Origin of the sequence: Falsiroseomonas sp. E2-1-a20, assembly GCF_051433195.1 — a bacterium.
In the GTDB taxonomy this organism is placed as follows: Bacteria; Pseudomonadota; Alphaproteobacteria; order Acetobacterales; family Acetobacteraceae; genus Falsiroseomonas.
This window is the reverse complement of record NZ_JBHMFT010000051.1, coordinates 1-19264: the sequence shown is the minus strand read 5'-3', so window position 1 is coordinate 19264 and position 19264 is coordinate 1. Positions and strand designations below refer to the sequence as shown.

Here is a 19264-nt window from a genome sequence, read left to right as displayed (position 1 = left end):
CAGAAGGTCGCCTACGTCTATTTCGCCGGCGCCCTGCTGCTGTTCGTTGTGCAGATCCTGTTCGGGCTGCTGGCCGGCACGGTGTATGCGCGGCCGAACTTCCTCGCCGAGGTTCTGCCCTTCAGCATCCTGCGCATGGTGCACACCAACGCGCTCGTCGTATGGCTGCTCATGGGGTTCTTCGGCGCCGCCTACTATCTGGTGCCGGAGGAGGCAGAGCGCGAGCTCGAGAGCCCGATGCTCGCCTACATCCAGTTCGGTCTGCTGATGGTCGGAGCACTGGCATCCGTGGGCGGATACCTGCTGGGGATTCACGGTGGTCGCGAGTTCCTGGAGCAGCCGCTCTGGGTCAAATGGGCGATCGTCCTCGTTGCGCTGATCTTTCTCTACAACATCGGCATGACCATCCTGAAGGGGCGGCGCACGGCCATCACCAGCGTGCTGATGCTCGGCATGATCGGCATCGCCGTGTTCTGGCTGTTCGCGATCTGGAACCCCGACAACATCGCGGTCGACAAGCTCTACTGGTGGTACGTCATCCACCTCTGGGTGGAAGGTGTGTGGGAGCTGATCATGGCCTCCATCCTCGCCTTCCTGCTGCTCAAGATGACCGGTGCGGACCGCGAGGTGGTGGAGAAGTGGCTCTACGCCATCGTCGGCCTCGCGCTGTTCTCGGGCCTGCTCGGCACGGGTCACCATTACTACTGGATCGGTGCACCTGGCTATTGGCAGTGGGTCGGCAGCATCTTCTCGACGCTCGAGGTCGCGCCATTGTTCGCGATGGTCGCCTTCGCCTTCACGATGGTCTGGCGCGGACGTCGCGATCACCCGAACAAGGCGGCGCTGCTGTGGGCGCTCGGCTGCACCGTCATTGCCTTCTTCGGCGCCGGCGTCTGGGGCTTCATGCACACCCTGCATTGGGTGAACTTCTACAGCCACGGCACCCAGATCACCGCCGCGCATGGCCACCTCGCATTCTTCGGTGCCTACGCGATGCTGAACCTGGCCATCATCACCTATGCGATGCCTTACCTGCGCGGGTACAAGCCATACAACCAGATCCTCAACATGTGGAGTTTCTGGCTCATGACCTCAGGCATGGTTTTCATGACCATCGTGCTGACCTTCGCCGGTGTGGTGCAGGTACATCTGCAGCGCGTCATGGGGATGATGTACATGGAGGTGCAGGAACAACTTCTGCTGTTCTACTGGATGCGCCTCGGCGCCGGCGCGGTTGTGGCCCTTGCCGTCCTTCTCTACGTCTGGTCGGTGCTCGGCCCGGTGCGGGAGGAACGGCCCGCGCGCCTCGGCGACGAGCCGCATCCGGCGCCTGCAGAGTGAGTGTTGCGACAAATATGCGGCCGGCTGCCGCAATCCCCTACTACGCCCCAACGGGCGGCGAATGTGCTCTGTTCGAGCAGGCCTTCCACAGCCGCCTGCCTTTGTTGATCAAGGGGCCGACCGGCTGCGGCAAGACGCGCTTCGTGGCCCACATGGCTGCGCGCCTGGGCCGCCCCCTGTTCACCGTCGCATGCCACGATGACCTGACCGCCGCGGATCTCACTGGCCGTCACCTGCTGAAGGGAGGCGACACGGTCTGGACCGATGGTCCGTTGACCCGTGCGGTGCGGGAGGGCGGGATCTGCTACCTCGACGAGGTCGTTGAAGCGCGCAAGGACGTCACCGTCGTCCTGCATCCGCTGACCGATGATCGCCGCATCCTGCCGTTGGAACGAACCGGCGAGGTGCTGGAGGCGCCGCCGGAGTTCATGCTCGTCATCTCCTACAACCCCGGCTACCAATCGGTGCTCAAGGGTCTGAAGCCGAGCACGCGTCAGCGCTTCCTTGGCCTCGACTTCGGCTTCCCGCCAGCGGAGGCGGAAGCCATGATTGTCGCGCAGGAAAGCGGACTTCCGCGTGACCGCTGCGTTCCGCTGGTGCGCCTGGCAAATGCGCTGCGCGACCTCAAGGGCCAGGACCTCGAGGAGGGTGTCTCCACGCGACTCCTGGTCTATTGCGCCACCCTGATCGCAGGCGGCATGAAACCCGCGCTGGCCATCCGCGCGGCGATGATCGAGCCGCTGACCGACGAGCCCGATGTGAAGCAGGCGCTGCTTCGCGTTGCCGAGATTACGCTGGGCTGATTCGATGAGCCCTCTCTTCGAGCCCGAGGAGACGATCGGCCACCAGTGGCACCGTCTGATTGGCAGCGCCACCACCTGGCCGCACCATCCTGAGGCTGCCGTTCACCTCGATGACGTGCGTGGCCGGCTTGGCGTGATGTTTCGCGCGCTTGGCGGACCGGGCGGGGTACCGCTGGCGGCGGCGGGCAGCGTTGCCTCCCGCCATCGCCTCGGGCTACGCCAGCGGCTCGGCCTCGGTGGCTCCGAGAAGCTTGAGGCGCCGCGCTTCGACGGCGAGACCGTGGAGCTACCTGAAACGCTTGACCTGCTGCCGGACCGCGATGAAAACGCGGCCTTGTACGAATGGCTTGCGGTCTGGTTTGCCGCGGCGGGCACGCCGCAACCGCGCCCGGTCGATCCGCTGCAGGCCGATGTCGCCAGGTTGCGCGACGTGCAGATGGCGACTTCCGTGCTCCTGCTGCGCTGGCCCGGCCTTCGCGCGCTGCATGCGCGGCTTTGCGCTGCCCTGCTGGCCCAGCGCCCGCGCCGCCGGCTGCCCAGGCAGGAAGCGGCCCTGGAAGTGGCAGTGCGCTATTTGCTGAGCGAGCAGGGAGGCCCGTTGCCCGGCGCTCTCGACGATGCTGTAGCAATCGGCAACCTCAGGGCACCGCGCGGATACCGTCCCTTCCTGCCGGTACCGCTCTGGGGCGAGACCGTCAGCGCCCCACCCCGAGCCGGGGCGCGCCAAGCCGATCAGCCGGAGGAGGAACCGGTCGGCGCGGCTGCCGCCACGGATGCCCGGCGCCGTCGTGCTCGGCGTCGAGAGAACGACCAGACCCGCCGTCGCGACCCTCTGCTGCTGACCCGCTTTGAGACCATAATCGGCCTCGCCGAGATGGCGAACCTGAATCGCGCGGTGGACGACGACGACGTGGATTCGGCGCGCAAGGCAGCCGATGACCTGGATGAAATCGCGGTCGGCCCGCATGAGCGTCGGGCGGCGACGCGGCTGAAGCTGGAACTTGACCTGGCGCCAGCAGCAGCCAGCACCGCCGCGCTAGCGTCCAGCACGCATCTGTACCCCGAATGGGATCATTCACGGGGCGCCTATCACCCCGCGCATTGTCGCGTGATAGCCGAAGCAGCGGAGTTCGGAGAGGCAGAAGTCTGGATTCCCGATGAGGCTGCACGCCGAAGGCTCCGCCGCGTAAGGCGACAGTTCGAAGCCCTGCGACCGCGTCGTCAGATCCTGCATGCGCAGCCGGATGGGGACGAGGTGGACCTTGGCGCCCTGGTGCGCGCGGTAGCCGATCGCCGCGCCGGCCTACCCGGCAGTGAGCGGGTCTTTTCCGCCGCCCGCGCGGTGCGGCGGGATCTGTCCGTGGCGGTGCTGGTGGATGTCTCACTCTCGACGGACAGCTGGGTGGGAGATCGTCGGGTATTGGATGTGGAGAAGGAGGCATTGTTGGCACTGGCCGGAGGCCTTGAGGCCTGCGGCGACGAGAGTGCGATCTTTACCTTCACATCTCGCAGGCGCGAACAGGTGTGGGTGCGCACGGTCAAGGATTTCGACGATGCACTGGACGACGATGCTATTCGCCGAATCCAGGCGCTGAAGCCCGGACACTACACCCGCATGGGCGCCGCGGTCCGACATGTCGCGCGAACTTTGGCAGGACGGCCGCATGATCGTCGACTGCTGCTGCTGCTGACCGACGGCAAGCCCAACGACGCCGACCACTACGAAGGGCGATACGCCGTGGAGGATACGCGCATGGCAATTCGTGAGGCCCGTCGGGCCCGCACCAGCGTATTCGGCATCACGGTGGACCGCGAGGCGCGGGACTACTTTCCCTATATTTTCGGACCAGGGGCCTACGCAATCTTCCCCGACGCCTCCCACCTGACCACCGCGCTGCCGGCGATTTATCGCCAGCTAACAGCCTGAGGCGCAGGACAATCGCCTTCCGGAAAGGGTCGAGACAATGTTGCGACGCAAATTCCTCCTGGCTGCGCCCGGACTTCTTGCCGCTGAAGCCGCTTGGTCACAGGCGAACATTGTTCCTGACCCAACCCCGCGGCTACCGCCACGCCCAGGCCAGGGATCACCAGCCGACGATCTACGGTTCTTGCGGGATTCCGCGATGCTCAGTGCTGCACAGGCCGAGGCCGCGGCACCCCTCGCGGAGCGAGCCACCCAGGCGGATACGCGCCAATTCGCGGCAAGCGTCATGGATTACCATCGGCGTCTGGTACAGGCTCTTGCCGCGCTTGCTGCTCAGCGAAATGCGGAGCGGGCCGCGGGTGCGTTGGGAGCACCAGAGGGGCGGCCCGCTCAGGCCCTTCGGCGTCTCGAGAACCTCCGTGGCGCGACCGCGGTGGAGGGACGGGACTTTCTGACTGCCCAGATGGAAGTCTACCCAACCTTCATCGAGATGTATCAGACGCAGGCGTCGCACACGAGCGACCGCGAACTTGCCGGCTTCGCCATCACAACCATGAACACCTTGCAGGAAGAATTCTCAGCCGCTGCACGCCTGGGGAACCAATATGGGCTTTCTCCACCTGAGCGGCTGCTGGGCAACCCGCCACAGTACGGGCCCGGGGCAGGGCCACGACGCTGAGGCATCACCCTACGAGCGTCCCATAGCTACAGGTGCCGTCTCACCACGATGGACCTTTACACCGCGTCGCGTGCAGCGCGACGATCTGGCTGCCTTCCAAGTTGCTACCTGTCGCTGGAAGAAATCATGAACGGCATCGCCATTCTCCAAGACCGTGACCCGCCTGGGCGCGGTTGCCGCATCGATGTCGCCGAGCTGCTGCCCGCTACCAGATTGGTGTTGACGACGCCGGATCAGCGGACGGACCTTCTGGTGCTGAATGAGTTCGGCAAGACGGAGGCCGACTTCATCGCGCATAATATCGAGGCATCTGGCCCAGCCGCTGTTGCGGAGCTCTACTGCAACCTCGAACAGTGGTCGGTCTTTGCAAGCAATCTGCTGCGGGAGTTGACGCTGGAGGGGTTCGATGAAGCCGCGCTGGCGAGCTTAATGGCAGCAGGCCAAGCCGTGCCGGCTTGCAAAGCCACGGACAGCAGCGCGAAGGAGCAGCTGGCGTGAAGCAGCAACGCGCTGCCACTCCGCCCCCGGCCCTTCCCGGCAGCACTGGCCTCGCACTGCTGGCGCATGGGTTCCGTCCATTCTTTCTACTCGTCGGAATCTGGGCCCCGTTGGGGGTTGCGCTGTGGGTGGCGGCACTGGCCGGTCTCGCCGTCCCCGATGGTCCACTGCCGCTGCAGCGCTGGCACGGGCATGAGATGCTGGCCGGGTTCGTCGCCGCCGCCGTCATCGGCTTCCTGCTGACCGCGGTACCGAACTGGACCGGGCGTCGTGACTATGCCGGCGCACCTCTGCTTGCACTGCTGGTGGTGTTCCTTGCCGGGCGCCTGGTGCTGTTGCCGGGCTCGCCACTGCCCATCGGGGCGGCGGCCCCGATCGCGCTTGCGGGGCTACCGGCGACGCTGCTTCTGCTGCTGCCCGCGCTAATCAAGGCCGGCAAGCTGCGTCTGGCCGGCCCGCCGCTGCTGGTGCTGGGCTTCTGGACTGGCGACGTGCTGATGCTCGGTGAGGCGGCCGGCTGGTGGGCGGGCGAAACCTGGCGGATAGGGCAGCTTCTGATGGCCAACATGGCCATGATGCTGGTCGGCGTAATTGGAGGGCGGATCATCCCCTCCTTCACCCTAAATGTATTGCGCAGGACCGACCGACCGGCAGCCCCGCAGCCTCTGCCGGGGGTGGACCGCGCCGCCATCCTTGGACTGCTCGCGGTCGTGGTGGTTGATCTGGCGGCGCCGGACGGCATGGTGGCCGGCGGGGTCGCGGCGGTTGCGGCGTTGATGGTGGCGCTGCGCTTGTCCCGCTGGCACGGGTTCCGGACGCTGGGCCAGCCGATCCTATGGGTCCTTCACCTGGCCTACGGCTTCGTCCCGCTGACGCTGGCCACCAAGGCTGTCGCGTTGCTGGCGGAAGCACCGTGGGCGCAGCATTGGCTTCATCTGCAAGGGGCCGGCGCTCTCGCGCTGATGATCCTGGCGGTGTCGACGCGAGCAACCCTCGGGCACACCGGGCGGGATCTGGTGGCGTCTCCGGCGACGGTGGCGGCCTATGTACTGGTGGCCCTGGCGGCTGTCGTCCGGGTGTTCGGGCCAGGCGTGACCAGTGATCCGCTGGTGCCGTTGGTGGTGGCCGCTTCGTTCTGGACTTTGGGCTTCGGGCTTTTTCTGCTGGCCTACGGCCCCATCCTGCTGCGCCCACGCGCGGATGGGATACCAGGGTGACGGACGCGTTGTCCCTCACGATCCCCTTTTGCATGGACCTGAGCGGCGGTGCCCGCCTGCACGCCGATCCGGCGGCCTGCATCGCGTTTCGCTCCAATGGGGCCTGAGGCGCGCATGGCGGATTGGACGGAGTTCTTCCTGGCCGCTACGGCCTTCCTGCTGTCCCACGTCCTTCCGGTGCGCCAGGCGCCGCGCCGGTGGCTTGCGGCAAGACTCGGGGAGCGCGGCTTCCTCGTTGCCTACAGCGTGGTCTCCATCGCCCTGCTGGCGTGGCTCGTGGTAGCCGCTGGCCGCGCGCCCGTCGTTGTGTTGTGGGAAGCGGCGGAATGGCAGCGCTGGGTGCCGAACCTTGCCGTGCCAGTCGCCTGCCTGCTGATCGGGTTCGGTGCCGGCCCGCCGAACCCGTTGTCCTTTGGCGGACGAGGGGCGGGCTTCGACCCGGAGCACCCGGGAATCACCGGCGTGTCGCGGCACCCATTGCTACTGGCCATCGCGCTATGGGCCGCGGCACATGCGGTGGCGAACGGGGATCTCGCGCACGGCTTGCTGTTTGGCGCCTTCACCGTGTTCGCGCTGTCGGGCATGGTCGCGATCGACCGGCGCAAGCGCCGCCAGATGGGGGAGGAGACGTGGCTAAGCTTGGCCTCAAGCACGTCCCTGTGGCCGCTGGCGGCGCTGCTCAATGGGAGGTGGCGGCCACGCGGCCTTGTGGATCCATGGCGGCTCGCGCTCAGCCTGCTGCTATGGATGGTTTTGCTTGCGCTGCATGCACCATTGATCGGCGTAGCGCCCCTGCCGATCGGGGTGACCGCACGGGTCGTGAAAAGCGGCACGCTCGTGGACCAGCAACCTTGTTCTACTCCCGTCCAAGATTCTTCAACCTAGACCACAACAGGCAACCAGCCGGAACAGGCGGAGCAAACGATGCCGATACCCAAAGGCTACATTGCTGCTAGGCGCAGTCCGCTATTCACGCAGGACACCATCCCGCCAGCGCTGCAACAGTCTCACAAGACCACGCACAATACCTGGGCGATCATCCACGTGCTGGAGGGCAGGCTGCGCTACTGCATCATCGATCCTCCGTCGGAAACTGTCCTTGAACCAGATCGGCCAGGGGTCATTGAGCCGGAGTTGGAGCACCATGTAGAGCCACTCGGCGAGGTGCGTTTCTACCTGGAATTCCATTACCCGCCGAACCGCCACCCGCAGGAGGATGCTTGAGACGGTCGTCATTCAGGCGAGAGGCCATGATCTGACCTTCAGACAGCTGCTTCGCTGAGCAGGCGTGAAGTACGTGTCCCTCTCAACCCACCGGGTTCTGTTCGGGCTTGCATTGATCCAGGGGGCCGGGGCCATCCTGGCCTGGACCTTCGCCGCGCTGCCGGCCGCAGGTGGCCCTGCTTGGCACGCGCATGAGATGGTCTTTGGCCAGGCTCTTGCTGTCGTTGGCGGCTACCTTCTTTCCCGGCTCAAGGCGTTGGCGCTGGTATCGATTGCCGCTGTCTGGATTGCTGCACGTACCGCGGCGCTGGTGCCGGCCACGCCCGAGGAGGTGCGGGCCGCTCTCTCGATCGCGGCAACGACGGCCATCGTCCTGCCTGCCGCTCTGGCCTTCCTGCGAGGTGCGAAAAGGTCTGGAAATTTCGTCTTTCCCGGCGTGCTAGGCGGCTTCGTGGTGGCCGACATCCTGTTCCAACTCGGCGAGACCGGTGTGATCACGTCGACCAGGGAGGCAGGGCTGATGCTGGGCATGGGCCTGGTCGTGCTGCTGATCACGGCAATGGGTGGACGGTTGCTGAGCGCCGCCGCCTCAGGCGCATCGCAGCGGACTGGCGGTGCCCGCCTGCCACCTCGGCATGGCCTGGAGCGGGCCCTGATGGCTCTGCTCGCCAGCGCCTTCCTGGCCGAGGCTTTCGCGGCGGTGTCACCCGCCGGGCCAGTCCTGCTTGCGATCGGCGGCGTGCTGCTTGGTGTGCGCGTGGTGCTCTGGGTACCTGGGCTGCGCCGGAGTGGGGGAGACATCCTGGCACTGGCAGCCGGTCAGGTGTGGCTCGGGCTTGGGCTGGTGGCGTGGGCCTGGGCCGCGGCAGGGTTGCCTACGCCACTTCCGGGACTGGCCGCGCTGCACCTCGCCACCGTCGGCGGCATCGGCGGGACCCTCCTGGTCATGATGATTCGCGCGACCGCGCAACGCGAAGGTCGACCCATGCCGGGCCGGGCAGCGGGGCTGGTCGCTAGCCTGATGGCCGTGGCGGCGCTCTCCCGCGCCGCCGGAACGCCGGACTTCGGATGGGCGCTGGCGGCATTGTTCTGGCTCGCCGCCACACTGGTCGCGGCCGCCAACGTCTTCAGGCGTGGGCCGCGCTAAACCGACGCACCGTTACGCCGCGCTGAGCCGGGCTATGCTTCCGTCATGCCGCAGCAGGCGTACCTCCACGCTGTCCAGGCCGCGCAGCGCGATCCTGATCGCATCCTCCGGCATCAAGGCGAAGCCGGTCGAGAGACCATCCGCCAGCGTCGCCTTCGGTGCGACGACGGAGACGGCGCGATGCAGCCTTGGGCTGAGCCCACTGCGGGGGTCGAGCAGATGGGTGAACCGGCCCGCGCGGTCGAAGACGAAGCCGAGGTCGGCGGAACTTGCCAGAGCCCGATCCGTCAACTCCGCCTCGCCCCACGTTGCGCCCGGCGCTTCCGGGTCGCTGAGTGCCGCGAGCCAGGGCCTGCCCGAGGAATGCGTGCCAATCGTCCTTGCCTCGCCGAGGTCCACCAGGGTTCGCGCCACCCCGCCGGCGCGCAGTAGCGCCACGACACGGTCGGTGATGTAGCCCTGCGCGATGCCATTCAGGGTGACCGCCATGCCGCGCTGCAGCAGCACCACGCGATCCGGCGTAACGCAGAGCCCGGTATGGCTCACCTTCGCCAACGCCGCCTGCAGCGCCGCCGGTGCGGGGCCGGCCGGATCTGCGCCCGGCGCGCCGAAATGCGCCGCGTGCAGCGCCCAGAGCGGCTGTACCGTCGGGTCGAAGGCGCCGCTGGTATGCGCCACGGCATCGAGCGCCCGCGACAGCAGATCCACCATCTCCGGTGGCGGCGCGGCCAGGACGCCGCGCCGGTTCAACTCCGAGAGCAGGCTGTCGTCACGCCACAGGCTGAACATCGCTTCCAGACGACGGATTTCCATCAGGGAGGAGGCGATCAGGCGCTCCGCCACCGCCTTGTCCGGATGATGCAGCGTGATCTGGCCGAGGGCACCAAGTACCGGACCTCGCCAGGTGACCGGCGGTGCCTCCGCCGCAGCGGCGGCACCCGGCAACCCAAGCCCCGGCAGCGCAAGGCCGGGTGCGGCGGCGAGGATGCCGAGGATGCGGCGGCGGGAAATCCCTTCATGCTGCATGGTGGGGCTCCCTCTCAATGTACGTGTCGCGCTGGAGCCGGAGCCGGAGCCATGGACGCCTCGCCGCCAAGCGCCCAGTCGCGCGGCACCTCAGCAAAGGCCAGCACATGCCCACCATGTTCGGCCACGAACCGCTCGGCCGCACCGCGGTCCGAGAACGGAACCGCCTCCTCGGCGCCCATGCCGCCGCGGCGCGTGCTACCCAGGACGAAATAGGCCTGCCGCGCATCCACCCAGTTGGTCGCACCTGGATCGTCCCAGCTTTGCGCCTTCGCCATGTCTGACACATAGAGCGCCCTGATGGCACTCGGCCGCTCGGCCAGGTGAGAGTAGGCGATGGTGTCACGCGCGGAGGAGAACCAGACCGGCGCGGTTGCGTCCCGCAGCAATGCCTGACCCTTGGGGCCCGTATGTTCCACCAGTGTCATGCCGCAGAAATGGCCAACTGCCTCACGCGTCAGGGCCACGGGCGGCGGCGGCACATTGGCCGCCTCATCATCACCGCAGGCGGACAGCAGTGCCAGGATGCCGAATGCCGGCACCAGCATACGTCGTTTCATAGTTCCCTCCGGGAGAAAACCGCTGCCGCGGCGGCGAGCGGGACGAGCACCCAAGCCAGCAGCGCGGCGACCAGAATTGTCGGCGTCAGGCCCGTACCATCCGCGAGGCTGGCCATGCCGGACAGCTCACCGAGGCCGGGCAGTCCAGCCAGGTTGAACAGGCGATAGGCGTCGGCCGGGTTCAGCAGCAGCAGCGCGTCCACCATGCCTGCCGTGACCCGCCCATCCACGTCGGCAACCAGCAGGCCGAGCAGCGCCATGTCCCAGATGAGCACCATCAGTAGCCACAGCCCGACCGCGATGCCCGCCGCCGTGCCGCGGTCCCGTACCAGCGTGCTCGCCAGCATGCCGAGGGCCACGAAGGCCGCCCCCAACAGCACGGAGGAGCCGATCATCAAGGCGAAGGCCTGCGCAGCTTCCGCGCCTATCGCATGTCCGGCGGCGGCCAGCGCCACGGCCGCCGCGCCGTAACCGAGCAGGGTCGCCAGCGCCAGGATCGAGATCTGGCCGAGGAACTTGCCCAGCAGCACCTGCCAGCGCGCAATCGGGTATGACAGCAGCAACAGCATGGTGCCGTGCTCCATCTCCCCTACGACCGCATCGTGCGAAATCAGAAGCGCGATGAGCGGCAGCAGAAAAATTGAGAGGCTGGACAGGCTGACCACCACGACCTCCAGCGCCCCGGCGCCGACGCGCCCGGCCGGCGCAGCCCCCAGAAAGGCAAGCGTCAGCGCCAGTGTCGCCAGCAACAGCGTCGCAGCAACCACCCAGCGGCTGCGGATGCCCTCGCGAATCTCCTTGGCGGCGACCAACGAGATGCCCCGCATCACGCATCCTCCCGATGCTGCCCATGGCCGCGCAGGAAATGCGCATACAGCTCGTCCAGTGTTGGCGCATGCAGTTCGAGGTCCGCGACCCGCACATCGGCAGAGGCCTGGCGCATCAACGCCATCTTTTCCTCCGCCATGCAGGCGACTTCAAACCCGAGACCTCCGAGGCGCCGCAGTGAGCCGGCCCGGGCAAGCCATTCGGGCGGCGCCGCGTCCGCGTCACCGTCAACCAACGTTACGCGCAGGCGCAGGGGCAGGCGGGCGAGGCGGCGCAGCTCGGCCATCGTGCCATCCGCCACCAGCCGCCCGCGATCCAGAATGACCACCCGCTCGACGCGCCCCTCCAGCTCCTCCAGCGCGTGGGACGCGAGCAGTACCGTGGTACCGCCGCCGGAAAGCTCCGCGAGGATGTCATAGAGGTCCTGCCGTACCTCGGGATCCAGGCCCGTGGTCGGCTCGTCCAGCAGCAGGACACGCGGCTGGCCTATCAAGGCCTGCGCAAGGCCGAGGCGCTGGCGCATGCCCTTCGAATAGGTGCCGACGCGCCGGCGTGCCGCGGCACCAAGGCCGACACGGTCCAGCATCGCGTCCACGGCGGCGTGGGGCTCCTGCTTCAGGCCGGCGAAGAAGCGCAGCAGCTCACGCCCCGTCAGCGCGCCGTTGAAAGTGACACTTTCCGGCAGCCAGCCGATGCGTCGGCGTGTCTCGGCGGCGCCCTCGGCGGGATCGCGGCCCAGTACCATGATGCGTCCCGCGGTCGGCCGGGCCAGTCCGAGCATCAGTTTCATCAGCGTCGTCTTTCCGGCGCCGTTGTGGCCCACCAGGGCGACCTGGCCGCCTTGCGGCAGCGTAAATGAGACATCGCGCACCGCCTCCACGGTTCCGTAGCGCTTGGCCACGTTCTCCAGAGCAATGAGTGGCAGGTCTGCCTTCATGGGCGCCACCGCAGCGCGGCGTTGGGAGGGGCGGGTGGTGCGATCAGCGGGTGGCTGTCCACGACGCCGCCAGGCAGGATGGCGGGGAACTGCGACTGCGCCCAGCGCAGCACCTGTACCGCGGGGCTGTTCAACAGCAGCTTGGCGCGCGGCGCGCTCCACAGCACGCGGTCGACCACATCATTCGGACGATAAGCGCCATCCGCGATGCCGTCACGGTCGAGGTCGAAGGCAGGGTTGTCGGACCAGTAGTTACCGCGCCCTTCGCGCGACCAGTCCAGGTGGCGCGTGCCGACATACTTCACCTGGTTGCGATTGCCGATAAAGGCATTGCCGATGATGGTGTTGCCTTCCGATCCCGCGGTGAAATGTACGCCGATGCCGCAGCCGTCGAAGCGGTTGCCGGTGAAGCGGTTGCGGTTGGAGTTGTAGATGAAGACGCATTTGCCAGGTGCGGGGCCGCCTGCCTCGGCGCCGGCGACACCCGCAGGCAGGTGTTCGCCACCGGTTCGCTCAGCGGCAGCCTCGTCACGGAATCCTTGTGCGCGCCCGATGACGTGATTGCCGCTGACCTCCGAGCCATTGGCGTAGTTGAACATCAGGCCGTGGTCACGGTCGCCATCCGACAGGTTGCCGATGACGCGGAGGCGGCTGGAGTACATGATGGCGTAGCCGGCATGGTTGCCGAGCGAGGCATTGCCGCTCACCTCGCTGTCGTTGGTGTACATGTAGTGGATCGCGAAGCGCATGTCGCGGAAGCGGTTTCCGGCGAAGACGTTGCGCCGGCTGACGCGCACGAAGATGCCGTCCCGGCCGAAACGGATGTCGTTGTCCTCCACCCGTGCACCGGGTGCATTCCATACCGAGACACCGTCCCCGCGCTCGGACATTCGCCTGCCGCGCTGGCCGGTGATGATGTTGCGGCGGACCACGGCGCGCTCGGCGCCGTGGACGTAGACGCCGAAGAGGTTTTCCTCGACCCGGTTATTCTCCACGATCGCACCCCTGGCGGACTGGCGGAGCAATACGCCCGAATCCATGCCGCTGAGATCGGAGCCCGAGCCGCGCAGGGTCAGGCCGCGAACAGCGGCGCCCTCGGCTGTGACGGTGATGACACTACCGTGGCCCGGACCCTCGAGGATCGCGCCATCCCGCCCTTCCAGTGCAACGGGGCGATCGATCAGCACGGCGCCCCGGTGCAGGCCCGGCAGCAACTCGACCGTCCCGTCCGGAGGTTCGGCCGCGATCGCGGCCTGCACACTCTCGCCCGGCACAACAACGGTTCGTGCCGTTGCCGTGCCGCCAACCAGCATCAGCGCCGCCCCTGCCAGCGCGGAAAGGCGGCGCCTCATGGTCACGCGCTCCGTGCCTCCACCAGCATGCGGCCCTTCATCTCCATATGCATCGCGTGGCAGAACCATGTGCAGTAGTACCAGTACACGCCCGGCCGCTCAGCCTTGAAGGTGACGGAGGAGGTGGCCTGCGACGCCACCTCCATGCTGATGCCGTAGTTGACGATTGCAAAGCCATGCGTCAGGTCCTCGACCTCGTCGATGTTGGTGACGAACACCGTCACCTCGTCGCCCTGGCGAACCCGAAAATCCTCAAGCCCGAATACCGGGGCGGTTGAGGTCATGTAGACCCGCACCTTGTCGCCGTCGCGCACCACCTTGCTGTCGGCCATCAGGTCAACGCCGTCGGCCTGGGCCTGCCGCACCGCATCGCCGAAGAAGGCGTCATCCCGGCTCCAACGATGAACTGGGTTGATCTTGGAGCGGTGAACGATGGTCGCGTCATGCGGCTCGGCGTAGCTGGGGCCGTCATGCACCAGGATCATCCGGGCGCCGGAAATGTCGATGAGCTGATCATTCTCCGGCTTCAGCGGCCCCACGTTCAGGAAGCGGTCCTTCGAGAACTTGTTGAGGCTGATGAGCCACTTGCCGTCGGCTTCCTTAGTCTGGCCCATCGACGTGTGGTTGTGGCCGGGCTGATAATGGACGTCGATCTTCTGGATGATCGGGTCTACCGATTCACCGGCGAAGGCGCGGCGTGCGGCGTTGATGTTCCACTTCACGACCTGACTGTCGATGAACAGCGTGGTGAAGGCGTTGCCGCTGCCGTCAAAGGCGGTGTGCAGCGGACCGAGACCAAGCTCGGGCTCCGCCACGACCGTATCGCGCGGCTGGATCTTGTCGTCGAACAGGTCGTCAAAGCGGCGCACATCGAGAACTGTCGCGGTTGGCGACAGCTTGCCGTTCACCACCACATTGATGCCATCGGGTGCGGTGTTGATGCCGTGTGGGCTGTTCGGTATTGGGATGTAGCGGGTGAGGGCGGAGCCCTTCCTGCCGTCAAGCACCTTGACGCCACCCATCTCGCGGAACTCACCGCGACGCACAGCTTCCTCGATGCGGCCGATGTTGAAGACGACGACCCAATCCTGCTCATTGGCCATCGTCTCGGCCAGCGTGACGCCGCCTTCGGAGTTGTAGCAGGTGGAGAAGGCATACTTGCCCTGGTAGTCGGCGTCCACGTTGTCGAGGTTGCCATCGACGATGATCTGCCAGGCGACCTGCATCGTGTCACCATCTACCGCGGAGAAGATGGAGCGGTAGGTTTCCGGCTTGTCCAGATCGCGCCCGTCATTAGGGAGAGGGACCCCGTCTTCGCCATTGCAGAAGACGTAGCCGGTACGCGGAAACTTCTGCACGCGCAGGCCGTGGACAGTGTGCTGGTTCGGCAGCTCGAGGATTTTGTCGCAACGCATTACGTCGAGACGGATACGGCAGACGCGGGTGTTCAGCTTGTCGTTGGCAAAGAGGTAGCGTCCATCGTAGGTCCCGTCGGTGAAGGACAGGTGCGGATGGTGCAGGTCGCCACTGTCGAAGGTAGGCCTGCCGATACTGCTGAGGTAGCTCTTCGTCTCCGGGGTCAGCCCCTCCGTCAGCACGCGCAGGCTTTCATTGGTCTGACCCCAGCCGGTCGCACTATCCCGGTTGAAGACCGGAACGCGGATCAGCTCCCGCATCGAAGGCATGCCGTAGATCCGCACTTCACCCGACTGGCCGGAGGAAAAGAACGCGTAGTATTCGTCCAGCTCGCCCGGCTTCACCTCATAGCTCTGCTGAGCCGGACGTGAGGGCTGACGCGTCTGAGCGTCCGCGGCGGGGACCAGCGCTGAACCGCCCAGTCCGGACACCACCGCACCGCCAGCGGCCGCACCGACCAGACCCGCCGCTGCGGTGTTGCCGAGCAGGCTGCGACGATCAATGCCAGCCTTTGCCTTGTCTTTTTCAGTCATGATTTGCTCCTATTTCACGATCCGGGCACCGGCGGCGCGTTAGCGGCCGCCTGTTGGCCTGTTCGGGTGATGATGGTTTTCGGGCCTCGGCCCACGCCGGCCGCGGCTCCGCGGTGCGGCCCGGGTAGCGGCACCGCGCTCATCGAGATCTGCTTTTCCCGCTTGAGCCGCGTTTGAATGTTGTGCGGACAGCGATCCTCAGCCCGATAGAGTTCCTGGCAATGCATGCAATAGATGCATTCGTTCGGATTGATGTTGCCCTCAGGGTGGATGCTCTGGACCGGGCATTCGCGTGCACAGCGTTGGCAAGGCGTGCCACATTCCTGCCACCGCTTCAGCCACTCGAAGGTCCGCATCCGCGCCGGGATGGCGAGCGCGGCACCAAGCGGGCAGAGGTAGCGACAGAAGAACCGCTCGATGAACAGGCCTGCCGCCAGCAGCACCACCGCATAAAGCGCAAATTGCCACTCGCGCATGAACTTCAGGATGATGGCGGTCTTGAACGGCTCGACCTCCGCCAACTGCTCGGCCAGGGCGACCGAATAGAACGACGTGCCGAGCAGGCCGAGGAAGATGATGTACTTGATCGGCCAGAGTCGCTCATGCAGGCCCCAAGGCACGGTGATCTGAGGCACACGCAGTTTCTGAGCGACGTTGGCCAGCAACTCCTGCAGGGCTCCGAATGGGCAGAGCCAGCCACAGAAGACGCCGCGACCCCAGAAGATCAACGAGGCCGCAACACCAGTCCACAGAATGAAGGTCAGTGGCGAGGCAAGGAAGTAGTCCCACTTGAACCCGGTGAGCAGCGAGTTCGCGAAGGTGATGACGTTGACCACTGACAGCTGCGCATTCGCATACCAACCGAGCCAGAGCAGCGTCCACAGCAGGAATCCCTTCCGGACCCAGTTGAACAAGACAGGTCGCCGGACAAGCTGATCTTGGAAGAAGAAGATGCCTGTCAGTACGAGCAGCGCCGCGACCGTGATGCCGATGTCCAAGGTCTTCATGCGCCAAATGCGCTGCCACAGCGGCTCCTCCACCGCGTCGAAGGGTACGGCGCCTGCCTCGGAGGAAGCCGGTGCGGCGGTTGCGGCCGGTGCCATAGGCGGTGCGGGAGGCGGCGCTGGCCGCACAAGGTAGGGTTCGGGAAGGCTGTAGCTCACCTCGAAGGGCAGGAAGGCCTTGTCCCGAACGCTGAGCGCGCGCTGAACGAGAAGCTGGATCTGCCAGGTCGCCACCGGATCGAGCCCGAAATCCGGTGGCACGGTGAACAGCGCGATTTCCGGCAGCCTGGGCGCACCATCAGCAGCGATGTCGCCCAGCCGCGTGTGATCGCGATCCCGGAAGCGCAGCGTGCGCCCGTCCTGGATCAACTCGATCCGGTCAAAGATGCCGCCACGGACGTAGCCGGACCCCTTGAAGGAGTAGATGCCCGTGCCGGCGACCAGGATTGCCTGCTGCCCCGGCTGAAGCTGGCCCACTAAACGCTGATAGGCCGCATCGCCAAGTAGACTGCGGCCGATCGTCGGTACGCTGACCTGCGCCACGTAGAGGTCGATGAAGGTCTCGTCCGGCTCGCCCGGCTCCGGTCTATTGGCGGCGGCCTGGTTGCCGCTACGGGCGAAGGCGTCGTTCACGTCGCCGAGCGAGAGGTTCAGGCGGCGGACCGAGCCGTCACCAAGCAGGCTTTCCCAATCGCGCACCTCGCCGGGTCCTGGCGCCAGGGTCGGCGGAGGAGCTACGGCGGCCGGCGCTGCGCCATGAGAGGGGACCACGCCGCCGGCGAGCCGACCCGAGCGGATCAGCCGCACGGCAGAGCGTACGACACTGTCCGCCATCACGAGAACCGTCACCGTCGCGCCACTGACGATATCGGGCTGCGGAGGCCGCGCCTCGCCACGTGCGATCGGGGCCATGGCCGCGCCGACCAGGCTGTTGATGGCGGTTACGACTCGCTGTTGGGGGATGCCGATAAGCACGATCGGCTCCTTGTGTTCCACAAGGTCGATACCGCGAATCACACCCTCATTGTCGATCGCGACCACGATGTGAATCGGCTTGCCGGAGTATCCGCTGGCATCCGTGACGTCAGCGTTCAGGTAGACATGACCAATCTTCCGGCTGCCACTGTAGACCGGGGCAAGTGGCGGCTCGCCCTGCGGTGGGCCGATCCGGTCGGCGCCCGGGAAGATAGTTGATGCCACGACATGCGGCAGGAACTCGGCCAGGCGAGCTGCACTGGCCGGAAGTGCAGCGACCAGCAGCAAGATACCCACGAGCAAGCTGAGATAGGCCCGGCTACGCGCTGAGTAATTTCGCACAGATCGGCGTTGCAATTGATACGGGTCCCTATCCGCAGCCGGTAGCAGCAGGACCATAGATGCGCACGTGCAGCCAATAATTGATATACCGCAAGCGAAGCTAAGAAACTGTTCTTCTGGCAGAACACCGGTGGTATTCGGTGAATATCGTGCAGAAGCGACCGTCGCGTAGTCGGACTTTGGACAAGTGCGTATAACGTCGGTGGGAGAACGTCTTGATGTCGATACTGAAAACCGAACCGGCCGCAGCCATCAGCACGCTGGAAGAACTTTTCGCGATGGCCGAGGCGCTGGAAAAGGATGCGGCGTCACGCTATGCCGCTCTGGCGGTTCAAATGCGCGCGGCGGCACTGCCCGGCGTGGCGGATGCTCTGGATCACATTGCCGCGGAGGAGCGCGACCATGTCGCCCGGGTCACCGAATGGTCACGCGCCCAGACTGGCGCAGCGCCGGACCCTGGCCTGATCAGCTGGCTGCCGCCTGAGGCCTTTGACGAGGAGGAAGCACGCGGCATCGCCTCCTCAAGCCTCGCCTCGGCTTACCGAGCCCTGTCCATGGCTGTCCGCAACGAGGAGCGTGCCTTCGCGCTTTGGACCTACATCGCGGCGCAGGCCGATGACCCCGCAATTCAGGAAGCGGCCGAGCGCATGGCCAGAGAGGAACTGCGCCACGCAGCCCTGCTGCGCCATGAACGCCGCCGCGCATTCCACGCGGAGCACCAGGAGCGGGATCGGGAAGACGCCACGGCGGGTCGGCGGACCCCGGAGGAAAATGCCGCGCGCGTCGAACGGGACTTGGCGTTGCTGCTCACCGACTTGGCGAATAAGCTCCCAGGGTCTGGCGAGTTGCGGCACTTGGCCAGGGAGTCTCAGATGATGGCGGATGAAGCTGCCAAGGTCGCAGGAGGCAAGGTCGAGGAGGAAGCTTCACCGAGCCCCCTCGGCGGAACGGCGGCAGACACGTCGTTGACTGTGGTGCTGCGCCTGTCCGAACAGACGGTCGAAGCCTATCTCAATGCAGCGGGTGCGGTCGGCGAGGAAGATGCGATGCGGCGGCTGCAAGCACTTGCAGAAGGAGCGATTGCACGTGTCATCACGCTGCGGCAAATGCTGTCCACGCACTGAAGGTTGATCTGACCCGCAGCAACGACCTGATCGCCCAGCCCCTGTCAACGACGTGCCGCGGCTTCCGCGCGCGTGGGATCTCCGCAGCGGGGTGTGCCGGATAGAAGCCACAGACGCTCGATTGCCGGCGTGATGCAGTGCAATGAGGTGGTCCCCATCCGTCGGACAGCTTGACGGCCTGGTTGAGCGCGGTCCTGGTTGTCGTCAGGCCCTTCTCGGTCCACATGCAACGACGATGCCGAACCTCGCCGCGAAGGGTGCCCAGGCGGCCGACGGATCCAGGGAAAGACACGGCTGGCGGTCGATCAGTATTCGGGTCAGGCCATCCAGGCAC

Annotated in this window: 17 protein-coding genes; 10 read left to right on the top strand and 7 right to left on the bottom strand. The window is 66.1% G+C overall.

Annotation, left to right across the window (positions count from 1 at the left end; translation table 11 throughout):
- From ACFHPP_RS27505 to ACFHPP_RS27465, 9 genes are all read left to right on the top strand, one after another.
- On the top strand, positions 1-1341 hold a 1341-nt coding region (locus ACFHPP_RS27505; RefSeq protein ID WP_437166437.1), incomplete at its 5' end, for a cbb3-type cytochrome c oxidase subunit I.
- 14 nt (positions 1342-1355) lie between these two features.
- Positions 1356-2144, top strand: coding sequence for a CbbQ/NirQ/NorQ/GpvN family protein (locus ACFHPP_RS27500; RefSeq protein ID WP_437166436.1), 789 nt, complete (start codon positions 1356-1358; stop codon positions 2142-2144).
- 4 nt (positions 2145-2148) lie between these two features.
- The gene (locus ACFHPP_RS27495; protein WP_437166435.1) at positions 2149-4071 is read left to right on the top strand and encodes a nitric oxide reductase activation protein NorD; all 1923 of its coding nucleotides are present in this window, start codon (positions 2149-2151) and stop codon (positions 4069-4071) included.
- A gap of 37 nt (positions 4072-4108) precedes the next feature.
- Positions 4109-4747 (top strand): DUF4142 domain-containing protein, encoded by a 639-nt coding sequence (locus ACFHPP_RS27490; protein ID WP_437166434.1) that lies wholly within the window; start codon positions 4109-4111, stop codon positions 4745-4747.
- 48 nt (positions 4748-4795) lie between these two features.
- Positions 4796-5245 carry a DUF2478 domain-containing protein gene (locus tag ACFHPP_RS27485; RefSeq protein ID WP_437166433.1) on the top strand — a complete coding sequence of 150 codons (450 nt, stop codon included), beginning with the start codon at positions 4796-4798 and terminating at the stop codon, positions 5243-5245.
- Positions 5242-6462, top strand: coding sequence for an NnrS family protein (locus tag ACFHPP_RS27480; RefSeq protein WP_437166432.1), 1221 nt, complete (start codon positions 5242-5244; stop codon positions 6460-6462). Before ACFHPP_RS27485 ends, ACFHPP_RS27480 begins: the two co-directional genes overlap by 4 nt.
- Before the next feature lie 114 nt (positions 6463-6576).
- Positions 6577-7347: an NnrU family protein gene (locus tag ACFHPP_RS27475; protein WP_437166431.1), complete on the top strand. Its 771-nt coding sequence runs from the start codon at positions 6577-6579 to the stop codon at positions 7345-7347.
- A gap of 39 nt (positions 7348-7386) precedes the next feature.
- Positions 7387-7686: a DUF1971 domain-containing protein gene (locus ACFHPP_RS27470; protein WP_437166430.1), complete on the top strand. Its 300-nt coding sequence runs from the start codon at positions 7387-7389 to the stop codon at positions 7684-7686.
- Between the two features lie 64 nt (positions 7687-7750).
- Positions 7751-8833 carry an NnrS family protein gene (locus ACFHPP_RS27465; protein WP_437166429.1) on the top strand — a complete coding sequence of 361 codons (1083 nt, stop codon included), beginning with the start codon at positions 7751-7753 and terminating at the stop codon, positions 8831-8833.
- Positions 8834-8845: 12 nt separating this feature from the next.
- Here ACFHPP_RS27465 and ACFHPP_RS27460 read toward each other — a convergent pair whose 3' ends face one another.
- From ACFHPP_RS27460 to ACFHPP_RS27430, 7 genes are read right to left on the bottom strand one after another with little or no spacing between them, the layout of a single operon-like run.
- The gene (locus tag ACFHPP_RS27460) at positions 8846-9859 is read right to left on the bottom strand and encodes an FAD:protein FMN transferase (protein WP_437166428.1); all 1014 of its coding nucleotides are present in this window, start codon (positions 9857-9859) and stop codon (positions 8846-8848) included.
- Between the two features lie 14 nt (positions 9860-9873).
- Positions 9874-10407 (bottom strand): nitrous oxide reductase accessory protein NosL, encoded by a 534-nt coding sequence (locus tag ACFHPP_RS27455; RefSeq protein ID WP_437166427.1) that lies wholly within the window; start codon positions 10405-10407, stop codon positions 9874-9876.
- An 8-nt stretch (positions 10408-10415) separates the two neighbouring features.
- Positions 10416-11246, bottom strand: a complete 831-nt coding sequence (locus tag ACFHPP_RS27450) for an ABC transporter permease subunit (RefSeq protein ID WP_437166438.1) — start codon at positions 11244-11246, stop codon at positions 10416-10418.
- Positions 11246-12184: an ABC transporter ATP-binding protein gene (locus ACFHPP_RS27445; RefSeq protein ID WP_437166426.1), complete on the bottom strand. Its 939-nt coding sequence runs from the start codon at positions 12182-12184 to the stop codon at positions 11246-11248. The genes ACFHPP_RS27450 and ACFHPP_RS27445 overlap by 1 nt, the downstream gene beginning before the upstream one ends.
- Complete coding sequence (locus ACFHPP_RS27440) at positions 12181-13536, bottom strand: nitrous oxide reductase family maturation protein NosD (protein WP_437166425.1); 1356 nt, start codon at positions 13534-13536, stop codon at positions 12181-12183. The genes ACFHPP_RS27445 and ACFHPP_RS27440 overlap by 4 nt, the downstream gene beginning before the upstream one ends.
- Positions 13537-13538: 2 nt before the next feature.
- Complete coding sequence (gene nosZ, locus ACFHPP_RS27435; protein ID WP_437166424.1) at positions 13539-15485, bottom strand: TAT-dependent nitrous-oxide reductase; 1947 nt, start codon at positions 15483-15485, stop codon at positions 13539-13541.
- Positions 15486-15499: 14 nt separating this feature from the next.
- Complete coding sequence (locus ACFHPP_RS27430) at positions 15500-17761, bottom strand: 4Fe-4S binding protein (RefSeq protein WP_437166423.1); 2262 nt, start codon at positions 17759-17761, stop codon at positions 15500-15502.
- 263 nt (positions 17762-18024) lie between these two features.
- On the opposite strand from ACFHPP_RS27430, the gene ACFHPP_RS27425 reads away from it, so the two are divergent.
- On the top strand, positions 18025-18930 hold the full coding sequence (locus ACFHPP_RS27425) for a ferritin-like domain-containing protein (RefSeq protein ID WP_437166422.1): 906 nt from the start codon (positions 18025-18027) through the stop codon (positions 18928-18930).
- The last annotated feature ends 334 nt before the right edge of the window (positions 18931-19264 follow it).